The sequence below is a fragment of the Streptomyces sp. NPDC043746 genome, assembly GCF_056436485.1.
On the sequence record NZ_JBWKCM010000008.1, the window covers coordinates 186235 to 206500 of the forward strand.

Sequence of the window (20266 nt, forward strand, 5' to 3'; positions counted from 1 at the left end):
ACGGGGGTGTCAGTGGTGGAATGCCGTCCGGGCCGTCCGGTCGTGGCTCAACGGGTGCTTCTGCGACCGCAGTTCGGGGAGCAGCAGCTTGAGGTCCTCGATCAGCAGGGCGGCCAGGTCGGAGGAGAAGCCGTTGCGGCAGACCACCCGCAGCACCGACAGGTCCTGGCGGTTGGCGGGGAAGGTGTACGCCGGGACCAGCCATCCGTGCTCGCGCAGCCGGCGGGAGACGTCGAAGACGTCGTACGCGTGGACGTCCGGGTTCGTCGTGAAGGCGAAGACCGGCAACTCGTCCCCCCGGGTGAGGAGTCGGAAGTCGCCCAGCTCCGCCACCGCCCGGGACAGTCCGCAGGCCACGTCCCGGGCGGACTGCTGGACCGCCCGGTAGCCGTCGCGTCCCAGGCGCAGGAACGTGTAGTACTGGGCGACCACCTGCGCCCCGGGCCGCGAGAAGTTCAGCGCGAAGGTCGGCATGTCGCCGCCCAGGTAGTTGACCCGGAAGACCAGCTCCTCCGGCAGCTCGTCCGACGTACGCCACAGGGCCCAGCCGACGCCCGGGTAGACCAGCCCGTACTTGTGGCCCGAGGTGTTGATCGACGAGACGCGCGGCAGCCGGAAGTCCCACGTCAGTTCCGGGTCGAGGAAGGGCGCCACCATCCCGCCCGAGGCCCCGTCGACATGGACGGGGACATCGAGGCCGGTGCGCTCCTGGAGGGCGTCCAGGGCCGCGCACAGGTCCGCGACGGGCTCGTAGGAGCCGTCGAAGGTGGAGCCCAGGATCCCGACGACCCCGATCGTGTTCTCGTCGCACAGCTCGGCGGCGGCCTGCGGGTCGAGATGGAAGCGCTCGCCGTCCATCGGGACCTGGCGGGCCTCCACCTCCCAGAAGGTGCAGAACTTCTCCCAGCACACCTGCACGTTGACGCCCATCACCAGATTGGGCCGGGCTGTCGCCGGATAGCGGTCCGCGTTCCGCTTGGCCCAGCGGCGCTTGAGGGCGAGCCCGGCCAGCATGCACGCCTCGCTCGACCCGGTGGTCGAACACCCCACGGCGGCCGCCGGATCCGGCGCGTTCCACAGGTCCGCGAGCATCGCCACGCACCGCCGCTCCAGCTCGGCGGTGCGCGGGTACTCGTCCTTGTCGATCATGTTCTTGTCCTGGCACTCACCCATCAGCACCCCGGCCTGGGGCTCCATCCAGGTGGTCACGAAGGTGGCCAGGTTGAGCCGGGAGTTGCCGTCGAGCATCAGCTCGTCATGGACCAGCCGGTACGCCGTCGGGGGAGGCAGCGGCCCGTCGGGGAGCTTGTGCCGGGGCGGGGCGGTGTTCATCGCCGCCGTCGGATCGGCCTCGCCGTAGAAGGGGTTGAGGGCGAGCCTGCGCCGCTCCTCGGAGTGTTCGTCCCGCCGCGGGTGGGCGCCTCGGTGGAGCGGCATGGGGGAGTCCTCTTCCTCGGCTCGGGTTTCTGCGGCTCGCGGTCTCTCAGCTCCCGACAAGGCCTCCGTCGGAAGATCAGCGGTGGTGCGCATCCGTATACGGCGCTACGAAGCCGACGATACGGACATGTGTGAGGTCCGGCGCGCCGGAAGGGGCCACCCGCTCGGGTGCGTCCTCCCGGTCTCGTTCCCGTACGCGAACGTGCTCCTGCACGCGTACGGGAGAGGGAACCGGAACGGAGAAGCCTCACCGCAGTGCCTTCCCCTCCCCGTCCAGCTGCATCTGGGCCCGCCCGGTCACCAGCAGCCAGGCCGGCAGGGTGGCGGCGCAGAGCAGCGGCAGTACGGACGCGTCGCTGACCAGCACCGCCGCCGTGAACAGGCTCAGCCACCCCTGACGGGTCACGGCGAGCAGCACGCCCAGCACCGCGCAGGAGACGGCGAGCGCCGGTGGCACCGCCCCGACCAGGGCATGGGCGCAGAGCCCGAGCGCCACCCCCGCGAAGACCGCCGGGAAGATCCGCCCGCCCCGGAAGCCGCAGGTGGCCGCCACCACCAGTGCGGCCATCTTCACGACCGCCATCACCGCGAACTCCCCGGCCGACCACCCGTCCGGGTCCCCCGCGATCTCCTTCACCTCGTCCAGCCCCTTGAAGAGGGTGAGGTGGCCGCCCAGTGCCCCGAGCAGCCCCAGCGCCAGCCCGCCGAGCGTCAGCGCGAGCACCGGGTACCGCAGCGCCCGGAAGGCCCGGTGCGCCCACGGGAACGCGTACACCGCCAGCAGGCCGAGGAGCGCGCCCGCCGAGGCGATCAGCAGGGCGGCGAGCAGATCGCCCCAGTGCGGCCCGGAGTAGCCGGGGAGCGAGAGGTCGAAGCTGGGCTCCGCGATCAGCGACATGGTCAGCGCACCGGCCGTACCGGCCGCGAGCGGGGCGAAGAGCCGGTCCCAGAACACCCCGGGGCCCGGCCGCGAGGCCAGCGTCTCGGAGAGGATCAGCGCGGCGGCGATCGGCGTGCCGAAGAGCGCCCCCACCGTTCCGGCCGCCGCGAGCGCCACCCACAGCTCGGCCGGTGCGCCGGGCGCGGCCCGTCGGCCGAGCCAGTAGGCGAGCGCGATGTTGGCGGCGGTGATCGGGTTCTCCGGTCCGAGGCTCACCCCGCCCGCCAGCGCCAGCATGGTCACCAGGAGCAGCCCGGGGACGACGCTCGGCCGCATCGGGGCGTCCACCAGCCCGGTGGTGGCCGGGTCGGGCCCGCCGTGCCCGGGGGCGGCCCGCAGGACCAGGCCCACCGCGAGCCCGGTCGCGGTGAGCATGACGATCATCCAGAGCGCGGAGTACCGCCCCACGCCGAGCGCGTCGGGCAGGGTCTCCCAGAGCACGTCCTGGAGTCGCTCGGCCAGGAGACTGACCCCGAGCAGGACCAGCGCGCAGACCACACCGACGGCGATCGCGGGCAGGACGAGCGGCGCGAGCCGCCGGGCGGGGGCGGCGGCGGGGTGCGGGGGAGCGGTGGACGGGGGCGCGGGGGGTTCAGGTGCAGCCACCGGCTCACCATAGATTCACAAGATGCGTGAATCGGTCATAACGCCTCAATGGCGGCCCGGATGGCGTCACGCCACCCCGCGCCGCCCCTCCCCGCCCTCACACCTTGCCGCTCCCCGCCGCTGTCCCCCGCCGTCACCCAGCCGTCACACCTTGCTGATCACCGCGGCCGTCCCGTACGCGCAGACCTCCGTTCCCACGTCCGCCGCCTCCGTCACGTCGAACCGCATCATCAGCACCGCGTTGGCGCCCCGTGCCCGCGCCTGCTCCACCAGCCGGTCCATCGCCTGGTTGCGGGTCTCGACCAAGGTCTTGGTCAGCCCCTTCAGCTCGCCGCCGATCATCGACTTCAGCCCGGCGCCGATCTGGCTGCCGAGGTGGCGCGACCGTACCGTCAGCCCGAAGACCTCACCGATGACCTGCGTCACCCGATACCCCGGCACGTCGTTGGTGGTGACGACCAGCACGTCCGCCTGGGCGGTCTGCCCGCCGCCGAATTCCTCAATGCCCATGTCCGTGGTACCTCCTGCGATCCGCTTCGGCCTACTCCGCAGGATGCGCATTCCCGCTGTGCGCCGCTGGAACCACAGGCATCCGCCTGGGTCACCCCCTCGGCCGAGAGCCCGAACCGGCCCTGTCCGGGCGCCCGGACTCCTGCCTCTTCCCGGAGGGGAACGTGACGAAGGGCCGCATCTTCCGCGAGAAGCACGGCCCGATGCCCCTGGTTCCGGCGTGCTTCGCGCCCGTCGTGCGCATGGTCACGCCGCTCGTCGCGGGCGCCTCCCCGATGAGCGGCGCCCGTGCGTGATCCACAGCATCGTGGGCGCTGCTCCGGGGCGGGGGCGTCGCCGTGCTCGGCCGACCGGGCTCAGCCCCGCCTGGAGCCGGAGGAGGCGCGCGCGTGCCTGCCACGCTTCGACGCGGCGGCCGACGGCTCCGCCTTCCTGCCCTGCGCCCTGCGCTCCACCACCAGGACAGCGATCACCACGGCGGCCCCGAGCGCGAACAGAGCGCAGGTCAGGCCGACGGAGCCGCTGGGCGCCAGCAGGCCGCGGTCGTCGTCCTGCCAGGGCCACAGCGCGCGCAGTGAGCCCGCCATCAGACCGGTCATCACCACCAGCGTCATGTGGTGGTAGTTCGCCAGCAGCCACTTCAGCAGCTTGACGAAGAGCGCGAGCCCTGCCGCACAGCCCAGCGCGAAGGCGGCGAGATAGCCGAAGTCGCGCTCGTTGACGGCTTCGATCGTCGGCTCGTACAGGCCCATGGTCAGCAGCAGGAACGAGCCGGAGACACCGGGAAGCACCAGCGCGCAGATCGCGATCGAGCCGGCCAGCGCGACCACCACGGGATGGGTCGGCATCTCGCCGGGCGGCAGCCCCGTCAGGGTGAAGGCGCCCACCGCGACGATCGCGCAGAGCGCGTAGTTCCCGACGGTCCAGCGCTTGCCGGAGCCTGAGTACGGCACCCACAGAGAGGCCAGCACCAGACCGAAGAACAGGGCGTAGGCGGACTGGGGGTGCTTCTCGACCAACGGTGCGATCAGTTTGGCCGCGAGCACCAGGGCCACCGCCATGCCCACCAGGAGGGGAAGCAGGACCGTCCAGTCGATGTTCCGCAGCTCGGCCCTGGCGCGCGCTGTCCCACGGCCGCGGGGCAGGTCGGACGCGCCCATGCGCAGCGCGCTGGTGAGGTGACCGGCGCCGTCGATCAGCTTCTCGTACACGCCGGTGATCAGCGCGACGGTGCCGCCGCTGACACCGGGGACGGCCTCCGCGGTGCCGATGAGAGCGCCGCGGAAGGCGTTGAAGACGTGGTGGCCGGATGGCTTCGCCATGATCTCCTGTTTCGACTGTCGGCTGTCGGCCCTGGTTCGGCTCTCGGCCTCGGGGGGAGCAGGCGACCATCCTAGGCGGCGCGCCGCAGCGGCCGTACGAGGGAGGGGCCGGGGGGCCGGACGGACGCGCCCGCCCCTGGCGTCAGAAGCCCCGGGTCCGCTTCGCCGCCCGGCGGCTCGCCCCGCCGACCGCCCCCGGCACCCCCATGAACAGCCGGGAGATCTCGCTCCCCAGGTTCACCCCGATCGCGATGGCCAGCGCCGTGGCGACCGCCGTCGACAGCGAGGTCAGCCCCCGGGTCACGTCGTTCTGGGCCACGCCCAGCAGACCGAAGTACGTGGCCGAACCGGGCAGCAGCGGACCGATCGCGGCCGTGATGTACGGCAGCGAGGAGGTGAACCGGTAGCGCGAGAACAGCTGGCCGAACAGACCCACCAGACCGGCCGCCACCGCCGTCGCCGCGACCGGCGAGATGCCGCCGGTCCGGGCCATCGCCCCGAAGATGATCCAGGCCACCCCGCCGTTCAGGGTGACCGCCAGCACCGTCGAGCGCTCCTGCTGGAGCAGCACCGCGAAGGCCAGGCTGAGGCCCATCGACGCCAGGATCTGGAGCGCCGGCTCGTTGTACGGCGTGAACTGCGCCTCCGGGTTGAGCTGGGCCCCCAGCTGCACCCCCAGGTAGAGGACGATCAGCACGCCCGCCACGATCCCGATGAAGAAGTACATGACCTCCAGGAGCCGGGCGGCGGCGGTGATGTAGTAGCCGGTCAGCCCGTCCTGCACCCCCGCCACCAGCGCCCGTCCGGGGAGCAGCGCGAAGAGCCCACCGGTGATCACCGCGGAGGGCCGGACGTCCGTCGAGTGGGACAGCGTCAGCGCCACCCCCAGCGCGGCGGGCGGCATCGCGGCCACCGTGAACTGGTAGAACTCCGGCAGCCCGCGTCCGGCGCACAGCCACGCCAGCCGGTCGCCGAGCATCGCGCCCGCCGCCGCCACGAGGAAGACCAGCACGCCACCGCCGACCAGCACGGAGGCCGAACCGGCCAACAGCCCGGCGGCGGCCGTCAGCACCCAGCCGGGGTAGGGGTGCCGGTTCCTGCGGATCTCCGCGAGCCGCCGGTAGGCCTCCTCCAGGGAGACCTCGGTGTCCTCGCTGGTGATGTCGTCCACCAGCCGGAAGACCGCCGCCAGCCGGGTGTAGTCGGTGCCCCGGCGGCGTACGGTACGGCTCGCCGTCACCGGGTCGTCGACCAGCGACGGCTGGTGCGAGATGGACAGCAGCGTGAAGGTGACCGTCGGCTCGCTGCGGTCCAGCCCGTACGAACGGGTCACCGCGAACATCGCCGCCTCGACGTCCTCGGCCCCCTCACCGCCCGCCAGCAGCAGCTCCCCGATACGGAGCGTCAGGTCGAGCACGCGCGGTACGGCGGGGCCCGTCTCGTCGTCCGTGCGCTGGACGCTCTCGGGGGCCGGGCGCTCGGTCACCGGCATCCGCAGCATCGTGCGCATCCGGTCCTGCCAGGGCGCCTCCTTGGTCAGCTTGACCATCGGAATGCCCTGCGCCGGGGTGAAGGCGGGCGGCGCCTGCTGCGCCCGGTAGGTGCTCGGCGGGGTGAAAGCGGAACTCAGCGTGTCCGAGTTCGAACCGCCGCCGGGCCCGCCGCCGGAGCCCTGCGCACCGCCCGTCTCGGGGTGCACCCCGGTCGGGATCGCGAACTCCGACGTCGGATGGTCCTCCTCGGGCGGCGGCAGTGGCTGCATGGCCCCGGCGGGCGGGGCGAAAGCGCTGCGTGCCTCGTCGGACTGGGGCTTCTGGTCCTCCGGACCGCCCGATTCCGCCACCACTCGACCTCGTTCCTGCTCGGCTGCTCCTTCGGGCGCACGTGTGCCCAGTATGGCCACGGACATGGCCGCCGCATGACGAACGGGGGTGCGCAGCGGAACGGGCGGCACACCCGTGAAGGTGTGCCGCCCGTTCGTCATGCGGCCGTCCGGCTCACAAACGGAACCGGAAGAGGGACGTCAGTGCTGGCCGCCCTGGGCCTCAAGGCGCTTGTACGAGGCCTCGATCTCCGCCTCCGCCTCGGCGCGGCCGACCCAGTCGGCGCCCTCGACGGACTTGCCCGGCTCCAGGTCCTTGTAGACCTCGAAGAAGTGCTGGATCTCCAGGCGGTCGAACTCCGACACGTGGTGGATGTCGCGCAGGTGCTCCACGCGCGGGTCGGACGCCGGGACGCAGAGCAGCTTGTCGTCGCCGCCGGCCTCGTCCGTCATACGGAACATGCCGATGGCGCGGCACTTGATGAGGCAGCCGGGGAAGGTCGGCTCGTCCAGGATGACCAGCGCGTCCAGCGGGTCGCCGTCCTCGCCGAGGGTGTTCTCGACGAAGCCGTAGTCGGCCGGGTAGCTGGTCGAGGTGAAGAGTCGACGGTCCAGGCGGATCCGACCGGTCTCGTGGTCCACCTCGTACTTGTTCCGCGAACCCTTCGGGATCTCGATGGTGACGTCGAACTCCACGGGTGGCTCCTCCATGATCAACACATACGACTGGTGGTTAAGTGTCCCCCACGCAGAAGAGTGCTCGCGAAAGGGGCTGGTCAACGGTGGCCGAGTCGGTGGAAGAACCGTCGAACCGTCCGTCGGACCCGTGGGGCCGGATCAAGAACCCGAAGAGCAAGCGCAACGGGTCCAACACCTGGCAGGTCGTCGCAGGCTCCGCCGTGCTCGGCCTGGTCGTGGCCACCGGCGCCGTCCTCGCCGCCGGTCCCTGGGACAACGGTCAGCGTAAGGCCGAGCGGCAGCTCGCAGCCGCCGCGCACCCCACAGGTGGCGGACATCACGGCCGCAGGCTCCCCGGCGCCCCCGAACCGGCCCCCAGCGCCCCCGCCGTCCTCGGCGCGCTCGACACCGTCACCCGTTCCGCCCCACAGGACCCGGCGAGTCTGCGCGCCGCCCTCGCCCCGCTCATCGCCGCACCCGAACTCGGCACCCGGGTCGCGGCCTCCGTCGTCGACACCGCCACCGGCGAGCAGCTGTACGGGCGCGGCGCGGCCACCCCGATGACCCCGGCCTCCACCGTCAAGATCGCCACCGCCGCCGCCGCGCTCTCCGCCCTCGGCCCCGACCACCGCATCGCCACCACCGTCCGCCTCTCCGAGGACGGCCGCACCCTCACCCTCGTCGGCGGCGGCGACCCCACCCTGGACACCGCCGCCCTGCGCTCGCTGGCCACCACTGCCGCCAAGGCGCTGGGCGGGGACGGCGAGGGCCCCGTACGGCTCGCCTACGACACCTCCCGCTACACCGGCCCCGTACGCCACCCCATCGGGAAGAACCCCAACATCGCGCCCGTCACCGCCCTGATGGTCGACGAGGGCCGGCTCGACGGCAGTGACCGCGGCCCCGCCGACCGCAGCAAGGACCCCGCCGGGGATGCCGCCCGCGCCTTCGCCGCCCAGCTGACGGCGGCGGGCGTCGCGGTCGGGGGCGAGCCCCGCGCGGCCCGCCCGGCCGCCGGAGCCCGCACCGTCGCCACCCACCGCTCCGCCCCGCTCTCCGCCCTCGTCGAGCGCACCCTCACCAACAGCGACAACGACATCGCCGAGGCGCTCGCCCGGCAGACCGCCATCGCCAAGGGCGAGAGCGCCGACTTCGCGGGCGCCCGCCGAGCCGTCACCACCGAGCTCAAGAAGCTCCAGGTGCCGACCGCCGGAGCCCGCCTCGCGGACGGCAGCGGACTCGACCGCCAGGGCCGGGTCACGCCGGCCCTCCTCACCGCGCTCCTCGCCCGCGCCGCCGACCCCGAGCGGCCCGGACTGCGTCCCGTCCTCACCGGCCTCCCCGTCGCCGGCTTCACCGGCACCCTCAGCACCCGCTACCGGGACACCGCCGGCACCCCCGGCCTGATCCGCGCCAAGACCGGCACCCTCACCAAGGTCAACTCCCTCGCCGGAACCGTCGTCGACCCCCAGGGCCGGCTGCTCGCCTTCGCCTTCCTCGCCTCCGGCTCCACCGTGCCCGGCGACGCCGAAGCCGCCCTCGACGCCCTGGCCGCCGCACTCACCGGCGCGGGAGGCACGGCAGGCTGAGGCCGGACGATCCCGGGCGCCGGGGGAGCCCCCGGCGCCCGGGGAGCGGCCCGACACCCCACCACCGGGCGACCCGCTCACGTACGGTTGACGCATGACGAGCATCGGTGGTGCAGAGATGGTCGACTGGAACCTCGCGGTTGCGACCGCGACCCGACTGGTCCGGCCCGGACCCGAGATCAGCCGCGAGGACGCCCGAGCCGTCGTCGCGGAGCTGCGTCGGCACGCCAAGTCCTCCGAGGGACACGTCCGCCACTTCACCCGGATGATCCCCGAGGGGACCGAACCGGAGGACACCCCCGTCCTGGTCGTCGACCGGGCCGGGTGGATCAGGGCCAACGTCGCCGGCTTCCGCGAACTGCTCCGCCCGCTGCTCGCCAAGATGGAGAGCCGCCGCCCCGGCGGACCCGGCGGAGCGGTGCTCGGCGCGGTCGGCGGCAAGGTCACCGGCGTCGAGCTGGGCATGCTGCTCTCGTTCCTCGCCTCCCGGATCCTCGGCCAGTACGAGACGTTCGCCCCCGCCACCCGGGAGCTGCCCGGCTCCGCCGACGGTGGCGGACGGCTGCTCCTGGTCGCCCCGAACATCGTCCACGTCGAGAGGGAACTCGACGTCGACCCGCACGACTTCCGGCTCTGGGTCGCCCTCCACGAGGAGACCCACCGCACCCAGTTCACCGGCGTCCCCTGGCTCCGCGACCACCTCCAGGGCGAGATCCAGACGTTCCTGGACGAGACCGACGTCGACCCGATGACCTTCCTGGAGCGACTCCGCGAGGCCGCCCAGTCCCTCTCCGGCGCGGGCCGCCCCGAGGGCGAGAAGGGCGAGAACGGCGGACGCAGCCTCGTCGACGTCGTCCAGACCCCCGCCCAGCGCGAGGTGCTGGGCCGCCTCACCGCCGTCATGTCCCTCCTGGAAGGCCACGCGGACTACGTGATGGACGGCGTCGGCCCCGAGGTCGTCGGCTCCGTCGCCGAGATCCGCGAGAAGTTCCAGAAGCGCCGCGCCCAGGGCGCAGGCCGGCTCGACCAGGCCCTGCGCAAGCTGCTCGGCCTGGACGCCAAGCTCCGTCAGTACAAGGAAGGCGAGAAGTTCGTACGATCGGTCGTCGACGAGGTCGGCATGGACGGCTTCAACCGGGTCTGGACCTCGCCCAACACCCTCCCCACCAAGGCGGAGATCGCCAAACCCGCGGAGTGGGTCGCGCGGGTGCACCGCAAGGCGGAATCGTGACCCTTTTCCGGCCCACGTCCGGGAATCTGCCCTCCAATCACCCATCCGAGGGACCATGAGGGCATGGGAAGGCGTGCAATGCTCGATGAACAGCTTGTCTCTGTCACCATCGACGCACTCTGAGTGACGGGACTCCCGCGTTCCGGCGCTCGACGCTCCTCCCGAAACTCCACGAAGGGCACCGGACATGGGTCCCCATCCTGCGGTCGCGGCGATACGCCTGGCGGTCCGCCGCGTACTCCACGACGTCCTCACCGAATTCCACCGCCACGACGGCCACGACGCTCCCGCCCAGGAGCCCCGGCGCACCACGGCCGCCGCCCCCCGCTACGCCGAAGCCGGCACGGCGGGCAGCCCCGCCCTCCCCGACCGGCCCGCCCTCCCCGACCGTCCGGCTCTCTCCGACCGGCCGACCGCCCCGCTGGTCCTCGTCGCCTGCTCCGGCGGCGCCGACTCGATGGCGCTCGCCTCGGCCCTCGCCTTCGAGGCCCGCAAGCTCGGCGTCCGGGCCGGCGGCATCACCGTCGACCACAACCTCCAGCCGGGATCCGGCCTCCGCGCCGCCGAGGTCGTCACCCGGCTCGCCGCCATGGACCTCGACCCCGTCGAGGCCGTCGCCGTGCACGTCGGACGCGAGGGCGGCCCCGAGGCCGCCGCCCGCGACGCCCGCTACGCCGCGCTGGACGCCGCCGCCGAGCGCCACGGAGCCGCCGCCGTGCTCCTCGGCCACACCCGCGACGACCAGGCCGAGACCGTCCTCCTGGGCCTCGCCCGCGGCTCCGGCATCCGTTCGCTCTCCGGCATGGCCGCGGCCTCCGGACCGGCCGGCCGCTACCGCCGCCCCTTCCTCCAGCTCGACCGGCAGACCGCCCGCAAGGCCTGCCTGGTCCAGTCGATCCCCGTCTGGGACGACCCGCACAACATCGACCCCGCCTACACCCGCTCCCGCCTCCGCCACGAGGGCCTGCCCGCCCTGGAGAAGGCGCTCGGCAAAGGCGTCGTCGAAGCCCTCGCCCGGACGGCCCAGCTCTCCCGCGACGACGCCGACGCCCTCGACACCTGGGCCGCCGAGGCGGAGCGCTCCGTACGGGACGAGGCCGGCCAGCTGGAGTGCGCCAAGCTCTACGTCCTGCCGCCCGCCGTGCGCCGCCGGGTGCTGCGCCGGGCCGTCATCGAGGCGGGGGCGCCGGCCGGCTCCCTCTTCGCCCGCCATCTCGAAGAAGTCGACCGCCTGATCACCGGCTGGCGAGGCCAGCGGGCCATCAACCTGCCCGGCCGCGTCGAGGCCCGGCGGCAGGGTGGCAGACTGGTCATTCGGCAGAGCTGACGCGTGAGCGGCACAGACGCAGGCGAACAGCCGGCCGGGTCCGGGGCGCACCCCCGGACCCGGCAGGCGAGAAAGAGACGCGGGTGAACGAGAAGGACATGGGCAGCGACCTCCAGTCGGTGCTCCTCACCAAGGAAGAGATCGACGCGAAGCTCGTCGAGCTGGCCGCGAAGATCGACGCGGAGTACGCGGGCAAGGACCTGCTGATCGTCGGCGTCCTCAAGGGCGCGGTGATGGTCATGGCGGACCTGGCGCGCGCGCTGTCCACCCCCGTCACGATGGACTGGATGGCCGTCTCCTCGTACGGGGCGGGCACCCAGTCCTCCGGTGTCGTGCGGATCCTCAAGGACCTGGACACCGACATCAAGGGCAAGCACGTCCTGATCGTCGAGGACATCATCGACTCCGGCCTGACGCTGTCCTGGCTGCTGTCCAACCTGGGCTCCCGGGAGCCGGCCTCCCTGGAGGTCTGCACCCTGCTGCGCAAGCCGGACGCCGCCAAGGTCGCGATCGACGTGAAGTGGATCGGCTTCGACATCCCCAACGAGTTCGTCGTCGGCTACGGGCTGGACTACGCGGAGAAGTACCGCAACCTCCCCTTCGTCGGCACGCTCGCCCCGCACGTCTACGGCGGCTGACCGCCGGGGAACCCTTGCGGCCCGCGAGCCGTTGAAGCTGCGAAAGCGGGTTTCTCCGCCGCACGCAGCGGTCGCGGGCCTCCATGCTGGGGTACCGTCCGAAGAGCACTCTTTTCAAGCAGAGCTTTCCCACACAGCAGCATTTACCTACGGGCAGGAGGGACGGGGCGTCTTCGCTCCGTATGGATGGACGTGAAGCGATACTTCCGTGGGCCGGTCATGTGGATCGTGCTGGCCGTCCTCGCCGTGGTCGTGTTGATGCAGGTCGTCGGCTCGTCGGGCGGCCACAAGACGGTGGACACCGCCAAGGTGATCCAGGCGATCAGCAAGGACCAGGTGGAGCAGGCCAAGCTGACCACCGGTGACGAGCAAATCCTCAAGATCGAGCTGAAGAAGGGCCAGAAGCTGGCCGGCGAGTCCGGCACCAAGTTCCAGGCGAGCTACATCGGCAACCAGGGCGTCCAGCTCGCCGACACGCTCCAGCAGAAGTTCGAGGCGGGTGACATCGAGAAGGGTTACACCGTCTCGCCGTCGAAGCAGTCGCCCTTCGTCTCGATCCTCCTCTCGCTGCTGCCCTTCGTCCTGATCGTCGTCGTCTTCCTGTTCCTGATGAACCAGATGCAGGGCGGCGGCTCCAAGGTCATGCAGTTCGGCAAGTCCAAGGCCAAGCTGATCACCAAGGACACCCCGAAGACGACCTTCGCCGATGTGGCGGGGTCCGAGGAGGCCGTGCAGGAGCTCCACGAGATCAAGGAGTTCCTCCAGGAGCCTGCGAAGTTCCAGGCCGTCGGAGCCAAGATCCCCAAGGGCGTCCTGCTCTACGGGCCGCCCGGTACGGGCAAGACGCTGCTGGCCCGTGCCGTCGCCGGCGAGGCCGGGGTGCCGTTCTACTCGATCTCCGGCTCCGACTTCGTCGAGATGTTCGTCGGTGTCGGTGCCTCCCGGGTCCGTGACCTCTTCGAGCAGGCCAAGGCGAACGCCCCGGCGATCGTCTTCGTCGACGAGATCGACGCCGTCGGCCGCCACCGCGGCGCCGGCATGGGCGGCGGTCACGACGAGCGCGAGCAGACGCTCAACCAGCTGCTCGTCGAGATGGACGGGTTCGACGTGAAGGGCGGGGTCATCCTGATCGCCGCCACGAACCGTCCCGACATCCTCGACCCCGCGCTCCTGCGCCCGGGCCGCTTCGACCGGCAGATCGCCGTCGACCGCCCCGACATGCAGGGCCGCCTGGAGATCCTCAAGGTCCACCAGAAGGGCAAGCCCGTCGCGAAGGACGTCGACCTCGGCGCCGTCGCCCGCCGCACGCCCGGCTTCACCGGTGCCGACCTGTCGAACGTGCTGAACGAGGCCGCGCTCCTGACGGCGCGCAGCGACAAGAAGCTCATCGACAACGAGAGCCTCGACGAGGCGATCGACCGTGTCGTGGCGGGTCCGCAGAAGCGGACCCGGATCATGTCCGAGAAGGAGAAGAAGATCACCGCGTACCACGAGGGCGGACACGCCCTGGTCGCGGCGGCCTCTCCCCAGTCGGACCCGGTCCACAAGATCACGATCCTCTCCCGCGGCCGCGCCCTCGGTTACACGATGGTGCTCCCGGAGGAGGACAAGTACTCCACGACCCGCAACGAGATGCTCGACCAGCTGGCGTACATGCTGGGCGGGCGCGCGGCCGAGGAGCTGGTCTTCCACGACCCGACCACCGGCGCCGCCAACGACATCGAGAAGGCCACGGCGACGGCCCGCGCGATGGTCACCCAGTACGGCATGACGGAGCGGCTCGGCGCGATCAAGTTCGGCGGCGACAACTCGGAGCCCTTCCTGGGCCGCGAGATGGGCCACCAGCGCGACTACTCGGAAGAGGTCGCGGCGCTGGTCGACGAAGAGGTCAAGAAGCTCATCGAGACCGCCCACAACGACGCGTGGGAGATCCTCGTCGAGAACCGCGACATCCTCGACGCCCTCGTCCTCGAACTCCTGGAGAAGGAGACGCTCAACAAGGACGAGATCGCGGAGATCTTCGCCCCGATCGTCAAGCGTCCCGCCCGCCCGGCGTGGACCGGCTCCGCCCGGCGCACCCCGTCGACGCGTCCCCCGGTCCTCTCCCCCAAGGAGCTGGCCCTCACCAACGGCGCCTCCACCGCCAACGGCTCGGCCACCCCGCCGGAGATCGCCCCGACGACGGACCTCACCAAGGACATCGCTCCCTCCCCGGAGCCCCTCCCCGAGGACCGTCCCGAGAGCTAGGGCGCGTCCGCCGGACACGCCCTGGCCCCTTCCTCTGCTGAGACCTCCGTCACGGAGGCCCCACCAGGCCCGGAATGGATGCCGCGCCCCCCAGGTTTTAGCCTGTGGGGGCGCGGCTTTTCCGTATGCCTGCGATGTCCACGTGCGAACCGCGCACGGGGCAGCACTGAGGAACGAGGCACAGATGACCGACCCGGTGACGCTGGACGGCCAGGGAACGATCGGCGAATTCGACGAGAAGCGGGCCGAAGCGGCCGTACGCGAACTCCTCATCGCCGTCGGCGAGGACCCGGACCGCGAGGGCCTGAAGGAGACACCGGGGCGGGTGGCACGGGCGTACAAGGAGATATTCGCCGGGCTGTACCAGCAGCCCGAGGACGTGCTGACGACCACCTTCGACCTGGGCCACGACGAGATGGTGCTGGTCAAGGACATCGAGGTGTTCAGCACCTGCGAGCACCACCTGGTGCCGTTCAGGGGCGTCGCGCACGTCGGCTACATCCCGGCGACCACCGGCAAGATCACCGGCCTGTCCAAGCTGGCCCGCCTCGTCGACGTCTACGCCCGCCGCCCGCAGGTCCAGGAGCGGCTGACGACCCAGATCGCCGAGTCCCTGATGACGATCCTGGAGCCGCGCGGCGTCATCGTGGTCATCGAGTGCGAGCACATGTGCATGTCCATGCGCGGTATCCGCAAGCCCGGCGCGAAGACCCTCACCTCGGCCGTACGCGGCCAGCTCCGCGACCCCGCGACGCGCGCCGAGGCGATGAGCCTCATCATGGCGAACTGAACCCGCCGCGCAGCGCCACCGGCCCCCTGAGACCGACGATGCCACGAGCCCTGGCCGCCCTACGCGGCCGCCGCCCCCGTGCCGTCGTGGTCGTCGTCGCCGTTCTCGGGGAGGCGGCAGACGCGTTCCAGGAAGAAGGCGGCGGCGATGACGCCGATGCCGGCCACCACCGCCGCGCCGGCGTAGATGGCCTGGTCGCGGCGGGGCGGGACGTCGAGGAAGGAGAGCAGGAAGACGCCCGTGCCGCCGTACATCCCGGCGACCAGGGCGGTGACCAGGGCGCTCGCCTGGCCGAAGACGACGGCCCGGGCGGCCATCAGGGGTTCGACGCCCTTGGCGCCCGGGCGGCGTTCGCGCTGGGCGCGGAGGCGGGCGCGGAGGGAGAGGGCGGTGGCCAGGAGGATCACCGCGATCACGGCGAGCACGATCGACGCGGCCAGCGGGACGCTCGGGAGCGTGCCGAGGGAGTCCCAGAGGCGGGCGCCGCCCCAGGAGAGGACGCCGGCGGCGGCGAAGAGGCCCGCCAGTACCCCGAGCCGTAGTTGCTTCACCGCGTGCGCCGCCCTTCGTCGCCTGTTCTGTTGCTTGAGCTCGTGCCCGTCGAGCCTAACGATTACTCCGGCAGGCGCAGTTCCAGGTCGGCGCGGTGCTGGACGCCTTCGCGGCCGACGCCCGCGAGGAGGTCGGCGACCGGGCCCGCGCCGGGGAGCTGGGCCTCGGGGTCCATGTCGTGCCAGGGTGCGAGGACGAAGGCCCGCTCGTGGGCACGGGGGTGGGGGAGGGTGAGCACCGGGTCGTCGGAGAGGACGTCGGCGTACGACACGATGTCGACGTCGATCGTGCGCGGGCCCCACCGCTCCTCGCGGACCCGCTCGAAGGCCTCCTCGACGGCCTGGCCGCGCTCCAGCAGGGAGGCCGGGGGCAACGTGGTCTTCACGAGGATGACCGCGTTGAAATACGAGGGCTGGGAATCCGGGGCGACGCCCCAGGGCTCCGTCTCGTAGACCGGCGACACGGCCTTGACCCGCAGGCCCGGGGTGTCCTCCAGCGCGTCCACGGCGCCCTGGAGGGTCTCCAGCCGGTTGCCCAGGTTGGAGCCGAGGGCGATCACGGCCATCTTGGGGTTGGAGAGGGTGGTGTCGGCGGCGTCCACCTGCTTGACGACGGCGGCGGGCACCGGCTGGACGGTCGGGTCGCTCTGCCCCTCGGTGGAGAACGCGGTCATGCTCGGCTCCGGGTGATGGTGATGGTCACGTCGTCGAACGGGACGGTGATCGGGGCGTCCGGCTTGTGCACCACGACCTGGACCTCCTGGACCCCCTCGTGCTTCAGGCACCGCTGGGCGATGCGCTCGGCGAGCGTCTCGATCAGGTCGACCGGCTCGCCCGTCACCACCTCGACGACCTCCTCGGCCACCACGCCGTAGTGCACGGTGCGGGCCAGGTCGTCGGCGGCTGCCGCGGGGCGGGTGTCGAGGCCGAGCACCAGATCGACGATGAAGGTCTGGCCCTCCTCCCGCTCCCGGGGGAAGACGCCGTGGTGCCCACGGGCCTTGAGGCCGCGCAGCGCGACACGATCCACGCGAATCACTCCTGCTGTCGTTGGTCCAAGGGCATCCGGCCGCGTGCGGGCGGCTCGGCGCCTTCTTCCGAATCTACCTGCGAGCACCGACCGTGCTCGCCCGCGGGGGCCATCGGCAGCGCCGCACGGCACTGGTAGCCGCCCCTACCCCCATGGCCGGGGGCCCAACCTCCCCCGGTCGCTCCCCCCACTCGTGCGGGCGGCCGTCCGCCGTCAGGGGGACGGCTCCTCGTCGTCCTCCTCGCCGGTCTCCGCCAGGACGGGTGAGCCGTGGTGGGACCAGAGCTTCCAGCCGCCCGGGGTGCGCCGGAACACGTTCGTGGCGACCACGAGCTGGCCCACCAGCGGGCCCAGGGCGTCGCCGTCCTCGGCGGGGCCGCCGCTGAGGATGTTCTCGGTGCAGGTCACCAGGGCGGTGTCGCCGGTCATGGCGACGTTGACGTCGGTGAGGAAGAACTGGATGTACTCGGTGTTCGCCATGATCAGCGCATAGCTGCGGAGCACGTCGCCCCGGCCCGTGAGCACCGGCCACCCCGGGTGGACGCAGGAGACGGTGAGGTCCTCGCCCGGCAGCCAGAGGCCGGAGAGGGCCGCCTGGTCGCCGCGCTCCACCGCCTCGTAGAACGCGGTGTTGGCCGCCTCCACCTCCGCGATGTCGGCGGCGGCCCGTGCGTGCTCCTCGTTCACGCGGCTCCCTCGACGGCGCGGGCGACCCGGACGGCGTCGGCGGTGGCCCCCACCTCGTGGACGCGGACCGCCCAGGCCCCGGCCCGGGCGGCGAGGGCGGAGACGGCCGCGGTCGCCGCGTCCCGTTCGCGGGCGGGCGGCGGGGTGTCGTCGGGCCCGGCCAGCACATGGCCGAGGAAACGTTTGCGGGAGGCGGCCACCAGGAGGGGCCTGCCCAGCACGTGCAGCTCTTCCAGGCGCGCGACGAGGGACAGGTCGTGCGGGGCCAGCTTCGCGAAGCCGAGGCCCGGGTCGATCACCACCCGGTCCGGTGCGAGCCCGCCCGCGACCACCGCGTCCATCCGCTGCCGCAGTTCCGCCAGGACCTCGGCGACCACGTCCTCGTACACCGCGAGGCTGTTCATCGACTCGCTGAAGCCGCGCCAGTGCATCACCACGAACGGCACCTCGGCGGCGGCGACGGCCGGGATCATGTGCGGGTCCGCGAGGCCGCCGCTCACATCGTTGACCAGGACGGCCCCGGCGGCGACGGCCTGCTCCGCGACGCGGGCGCGCATGGTGTCCACGGAGACGGTGACGCCCTCGGAGGCGAGCCCCCTGACGACCGGGACGACCCGCCGCAGCTCCTCGGCCTCGTCCACCCTGGTGGCGCCCGGCCGGGTCGACTCGCCGCCGACGTCGACCAGGTCGGCGCCCTCGGAGACCAGGTCCAGGCCGTGTTTGACCGCGACCGTCGTGTCGAACCAGCGGCCCCCGTCGGAGAAGGAGTCGGGCGTCACGTTGACGACCCCCATGACCGCACAGCGGTCCCACTCCGGCAGTCCTCGGACCGTGCCCCGCGCGCGTGTCGTACTCATGCCACCAGCGTAGGCGCCCTCACGACCCGCCCGTCACGCCGCGCGTACCTCGTGCTCCTGGGCCGTACGCGGCGTGTGGCCGCAGGGGCGCCGGTCGCGCGGGCGGAAGGGGCGGGGCAGCGAGAAGTTGACGAAGCCCTCCGCCTGCATCGCAGCGATCCCGATCCGGGGCAGGTCCCGGCTGGAGCGGAAGACCATGAAGCGCGGCTCCCAGCGCGGCCGGAACTTGGCGTTGAACTTGTACAGGGACTCGATCTGGAACCAGCGCGAGAGGAAGATCAGCAGCCCGCGCCAGCAGCGCAGCACCGGTCCCGCGCCGAGCCGCTCGCCGCGGGCCAGGGCCGAGCGGAACATCGCGAAGTTCAGCGAGACCCGCTGGACGCCGAGCTTCCCGGCGGCCTGGAGCGAGGCGACGATCAGCAGCTCGTTCATGCCGGGGTCGGCCGAGCGGTCGCGGCGCATCAGCTCCAGCGACATCCCGTCGCGCCCCCAGGGGACGAAGTGGAGGACGGCCTTCAGGTCGCCGTGCGGTCCGTCCCCGGAGCCGGGGAGGTGGGCGGTGGCGATCACGCAGTCGCCGTCGGCGGGGTCGCCGATCCGGCCCAGCGCCATGGAGAAGCCGCGCTCCGTGTCGGTGCCGCGCCAGTCGGCGGCGGCCCGGCGGATGCGCTCCAGCTCGGTGGCGCCGATGTCACGTGCTCGCCGGACCCGGGTCTCGTAGCCGTTCCGCTCGATGCGCCCCACCATCTGGCGTACGTTGCGCATGGCCCGCCCGGCGAGCGAGAAATCCGCGACGTCCACCACCGCCTCGTCGCCCAGCTCCAGGGCGGTGAGCCCGGTCTCCCGGGTCCAGACCTCGCCGCCGCGCTCGCTGCACCCCATCACGGCCGGGGTCCAGGAGTGCGCCTTCGCCTCGTCCATGAACCGCTCGATCGCGCCCGGCCAGGCCTCCACGTCCCCGATCGGGTCCCCGCCGGCCAGCATCACCCCGGAGACGACCCGGTAGCAGACGGCGGCCTTGCCGCTGGGGGAGAAGACGACGGCCTTGTCGCGGCGGAGCGCGAAGTGGCCGAGCGAGTCGCGCCCGCCGTGGGTGGCGAGCAGCGCCCGCAGCCGGCTCTCGTCGTCCTCGGTGAGCCGGGCCGCCGGGTGCTCGGGCCGGAAGGCGAAGTAGATGGTCGTGACGGCGGTCAGCAGGCCGAGCGCGCCCAGGGAGTACGCCACGGTCCAGCTGGTCCGCCCCGCGTAGTCGACCGGCCCCTCCACGCCGAACAGGCCGTACAGCACGTGCTGGAGCCGGTCCGCGATGGACGGGTCGCCGACGACCCGGCCGGGGTGGACGGAGACGATGACCAGGCCGAGCGCCAGCGAAGAGGCCCCGAGCAGCACGAAGTTGGCGAGCGCCCGCCAGCGGCTGCGCGGGTCGGGCAGCGCGCGGAACTGGTCGCGGTGGCGGATCAGGAGCGCGCAGAGCGTCAGGGAGACCAGCACGCCGACGATCGAGTGGCGGTAGGCGAACTGCGCCACGGCCCCCGCGGGGAGCAGCACCACCGCCGCCCGCCAGGCCCGTCGCTTGTGCCGCTTCAGCCCGTGCGCGAGCAGGAGCAGCAGGATGCCCGCGCTCAGCGAGAGCGCGGCGGCGAACGGGCCGAGCGCTCCGGGGAGCACCTCGGCCAGCGTGTGCATCCGGCTGTGCCGGAAGCGCGGGAAGACCCCGGCCGCGACGTCGATCAGTCCGACGACGGTGCAGGCGGTGCCGACGACCGTCGGTACGGATTCGGGGCGCGGCCCGCGCAGCAGCCGCCGCAGGCGTGGTGGAACCGACACCGATTTATCCCCATCTACCGTGACAGACATCGCTTCCCGTGGCTCCCGATGAGATTGCAGAGATTCTTCGGTCCGTCGGCGTGGCCCTACGGACGATGTGCGCCCTGTAGGACGGGCGTTGGGTGGCGAAGGTTCATCCACATTCCGGAAATTTCCTGCTCACCGGCGCGGAGAGCG

General features: G+C 72.2%; 19 protein-coding genes. 7 read left to right on the forward strand and 12 right to left on the reverse strand.

Annotated elements, in window-relative coordinates:
* Window positions 1-9: 9 nt before the first annotated feature.
* The 3 genes from gad to AC0682_RS11945 form a co-directional block, all read right to left on the reverse strand.
* Window positions 10-1437: a glutamate decarboxylase gene (gad, locus tag AC0682_RS11935; RefSeq protein ID WP_478532524.1), complete on the reverse strand. Its 1428-nt coding sequence runs from the start codon at window positions 1435-1437 to the stop codon at window positions 10-12.
* Between the two features lie 247 nt (window positions 1438-1684).
* Window positions 1685-2983 carry an ion channel protein gene (locus tag AC0682_RS11940; RefSeq protein WP_478532525.1) on the reverse strand — a complete coding sequence of 433 codons (1299 nt, stop codon included), beginning with the start codon at window positions 2981-2983 and terminating at the stop codon, window positions 1685-1687.
* A 144-nt stretch (window positions 2984-3127) separates the two neighbouring features.
* Entirely contained in the window at window positions 3128-3493 is a 366-nt protein-coding gene (locus AC0682_RS11945) for a YbjQ family protein (RefSeq protein WP_098024152.1), read from the reverse strand.
* Between the two features lie 164 nt (window positions 3494-3657).
* On the opposite strand from AC0682_RS11945, the gene AC0682_RS11950 reads away from it, so the two are divergent.
* Entirely contained in the window at window positions 3658-3789 is a 132-nt protein-coding gene (locus tag AC0682_RS11950) for a hypothetical protein (protein ID WP_478532526.1), read from the forward strand.
* Between the two features lie 60 nt (window positions 3790-3849).
* Here the strand turns inward: AC0682_RS11950 and AC0682_RS11955 are convergent, their stop codons facing one another.
* The 3 genes from AC0682_RS11955 to AC0682_RS11965 form a co-directional block, all read right to left on the reverse strand.
* Window positions 3850-4815 carry a DUF368 domain-containing protein gene (locus AC0682_RS11955; RefSeq protein ID WP_478532527.1) on the reverse strand — a complete coding sequence of 322 codons (966 nt, stop codon included), beginning with the start codon at window positions 4813-4815 and terminating at the stop codon, window positions 3850-3852.
* A gap of 142 nt (window positions 4816-4957) precedes the next feature.
* Window positions 4958-6661, reverse strand: coding sequence for a threonine/serine exporter family protein (locus tag AC0682_RS11960; RefSeq protein ID WP_478532528.1), 1704 nt, complete (start codon window positions 6659-6661; stop codon window positions 4958-4960).
* A 177-nt stretch (window positions 6662-6838) separates the two neighbouring features.
* Window positions 6839-7333, reverse strand: coding sequence for an inorganic diphosphatase (locus tag AC0682_RS11965; protein WP_254813242.1), 495 nt, complete (start codon window positions 7331-7333; stop codon window positions 6839-6841).
* Window positions 7334-7419: 86 nt separating this feature from the next.
* Between AC0682_RS11965 and dacB the strand changes: the two genes are divergently transcribed.
* The 6 genes from dacB to folE all read left to right on the forward strand — a co-directional run bounded on the left by dacB (window position 7420) and on the right by folE (window position 15137).
* Entirely contained in the window at window positions 7420-8904 is a 1485-nt protein-coding gene (dacB, locus tag AC0682_RS11970) for a D-alanyl-D-alanine carboxypeptidase/D-alanyl-D-alanine endopeptidase (protein WP_478532529.1), read from the forward strand.
* 94 nt (window positions 8905-8998) lie between these two features.
* Window positions 8999-10135 carry a zinc-dependent metalloprotease gene (locus AC0682_RS11975; RefSeq protein WP_254812280.1) on the forward strand — a complete coding sequence of 379 codons (1137 nt, stop codon included), beginning with the start codon at window positions 8999-9001 and terminating at the stop codon, window positions 10133-10135.
* Window positions 10136-10322: 187 nt separating this feature from the next.
* Window positions 10323-11462, forward strand: a complete 1140-nt coding sequence (gene tilS / locus AC0682_RS11980; protein WP_254812281.1) for a tRNA lysidine(34) synthetase TilS — start codon at window positions 10323-10325, stop codon at window positions 11460-11462.
* A 98-nt stretch (window positions 11463-11560) separates the two neighbouring features.
* On the forward strand, window positions 11561-12100 hold the full coding sequence (gene hpt, locus AC0682_RS11985; protein WP_032754715.1) for a hypoxanthine phosphoribosyltransferase: 540 nt from the start codon (window positions 11561-11563) through the stop codon (window positions 12098-12100).
* Between the two features lie 186 nt (window positions 12101-12286).
* Window positions 12287-14347 (forward strand): ATP-dependent zinc metalloprotease FtsH, encoded by a 2061-nt coding sequence (gene ftsH, locus AC0682_RS11990; RefSeq protein WP_478532530.1) that lies wholly within the window; start codon window positions 12287-12289, stop codon window positions 14345-14347.
* Window positions 14348-14531: 184 nt separating this feature from the next.
* On the forward strand, window positions 14532-15137 hold the full coding sequence (gene folE, locus AC0682_RS11995) for a GTP cyclohydrolase I FolE (RefSeq protein ID WP_254812283.1): 606 nt from the start codon (window positions 14532-14534) through the stop codon (window positions 15135-15137).
* A 59-nt stretch (window positions 15138-15196) separates the two neighbouring features.
* Here the strand turns inward: folE and AC0682_RS12000 are convergent, their stop codons facing one another.
* The 6 genes from AC0682_RS12000 to AC0682_RS12025 all read right to left on the reverse strand — a co-directional run bounded on the left by AC0682_RS12000 (window position 15197) and on the right by AC0682_RS12025 (window position 20119).
* Complete coding sequence (locus AC0682_RS12000) at window positions 15197-15688, reverse strand: DUF3180 domain-containing protein (RefSeq protein WP_254812284.1); 492 nt, start codon at window positions 15686-15688, stop codon at window positions 15197-15199.
* A gap of 62 nt (window positions 15689-15750) precedes the next feature.
* Entirely contained in the window at window positions 15751-16362 is a 612-nt protein-coding gene (gene folK, locus AC0682_RS12005; RefSeq protein ID WP_478532531.1) for a 2-amino-4-hydroxy-6-hydroxymethyldihydropteridine diphosphokinase, read from the reverse strand.
* The gene (gene folB / locus AC0682_RS12010) at window positions 16359-16718 is read right to left on the reverse strand and encodes a dihydroneopterin aldolase (RefSeq protein ID WP_254812286.1); all 360 of its coding nucleotides are present in this window, start codon (window positions 16716-16718) and stop codon (window positions 16359-16361) included. The genes folK and folB overlap by 4 nt, the downstream gene beginning before the upstream one ends.
* A gap of 213 nt (window positions 16719-16931) precedes the next feature.
* Window positions 16932-17405, reverse strand: coding sequence for a nuclear transport factor 2 family protein (locus AC0682_RS12015; RefSeq protein ID WP_254812287.1), 474 nt, complete (start codon window positions 17403-17405; stop codon window positions 16932-16934).
* Window positions 17402-18262: a dihydropteroate synthase gene (gene folP, locus AC0682_RS12020; RefSeq protein ID WP_478532533.1), complete on the reverse strand. Its 861-nt coding sequence runs from the start codon at window positions 18260-18262 to the stop codon at window positions 17402-17404. Before folP ends, AC0682_RS12015 begins: the two co-directional genes overlap by 4 nt.
* A gap of 33 nt (window positions 18263-18295) precedes the next feature.
* On the reverse strand, window positions 18296-20119 hold the full coding sequence (locus tag AC0682_RS12025; protein WP_254812288.1) for a phosphatidylglycerol lysyltransferase domain-containing protein: 1824 nt from the start codon (window positions 20117-20119) through the stop codon (window positions 18296-18298).
* Between the last annotated feature and the right edge of the window lie 147 nt (window positions 20120-20266).

Excerpts from the sequence above, each read along its gene's own strand:
- gad (WP_478532524.1), bottom strand. The coding sequence starts at position 1,437 with ATGCCGCTCCACCGAGGCGCCCACCCGCGGCGGGACGAACACTCCGAG.
- AC0682_RS11945 (WP_098024152.1), bottom strand. The coding sequence starts at position 3,493 with ATGGGCATTGAGGAATTCGGCGGCGGGCAGACCGCCCAGGCGGACGTG.
- AC0682_RS11955 (WP_478532527.1), bottom strand. The coding sequence starts at position 4,815 with ATGGCGAAGCCATCCGGCCACCACGTCTTCAACGCCTTCCGCGGCGCT.
- AC0682_RS11975 (WP_254812280.1), top strand. The coding sequence starts at position 8,999 with ATGACGAGCATCGGTGGTGCAGAGATGGTCGACTGGAACCTCGCGGTT.
- tilS (WP_254812281.1), top strand. The coding sequence starts at position 10,323 with ATGGGTCCCCATCCTGCGGTCGCGGCGATACGCCTGGCGGTCCGCCGC.
- hpt (WP_032754715.1), top strand. The coding sequence starts at position 11,561 with ATGGGCAGCGACCTCCAGTCGGTGCTCCTCACCAAGGAAGAGATCGAC.
- ftsH (WP_478532530.1), top strand. The coding sequence starts at position 12,287 with ATGGACGTGAAGCGATACTTCCGTGGGCCGGTCATGTGGATCGTGCTG.
- folE (WP_254812283.1), top strand. The coding sequence starts at position 14,532 with ATGACCGACCCGGTGACGCTGGACGGCCAGGGAACGATCGGCGAATTC.
- folK (WP_478532531.1), bottom strand. The coding sequence starts at position 16,362 with ATGACCGCGTTCTCCACCGAGGGGCAGAGCGACCCGACCGTCCAGCCG.
- folP (WP_478532533.1), bottom strand. The coding sequence starts at position 18,262 with ATGAGTACGACACGCGCGCGGGGCACGGTCCGAGGACTGCCGGAGTGG.
- AC0682_RS12025 (WP_254812288.1), bottom strand. The coding sequence starts at position 20,119 with ATGTCTGTCACGGTAGATGGGGATAAATCGGTGTCGGTTCCACCACGC.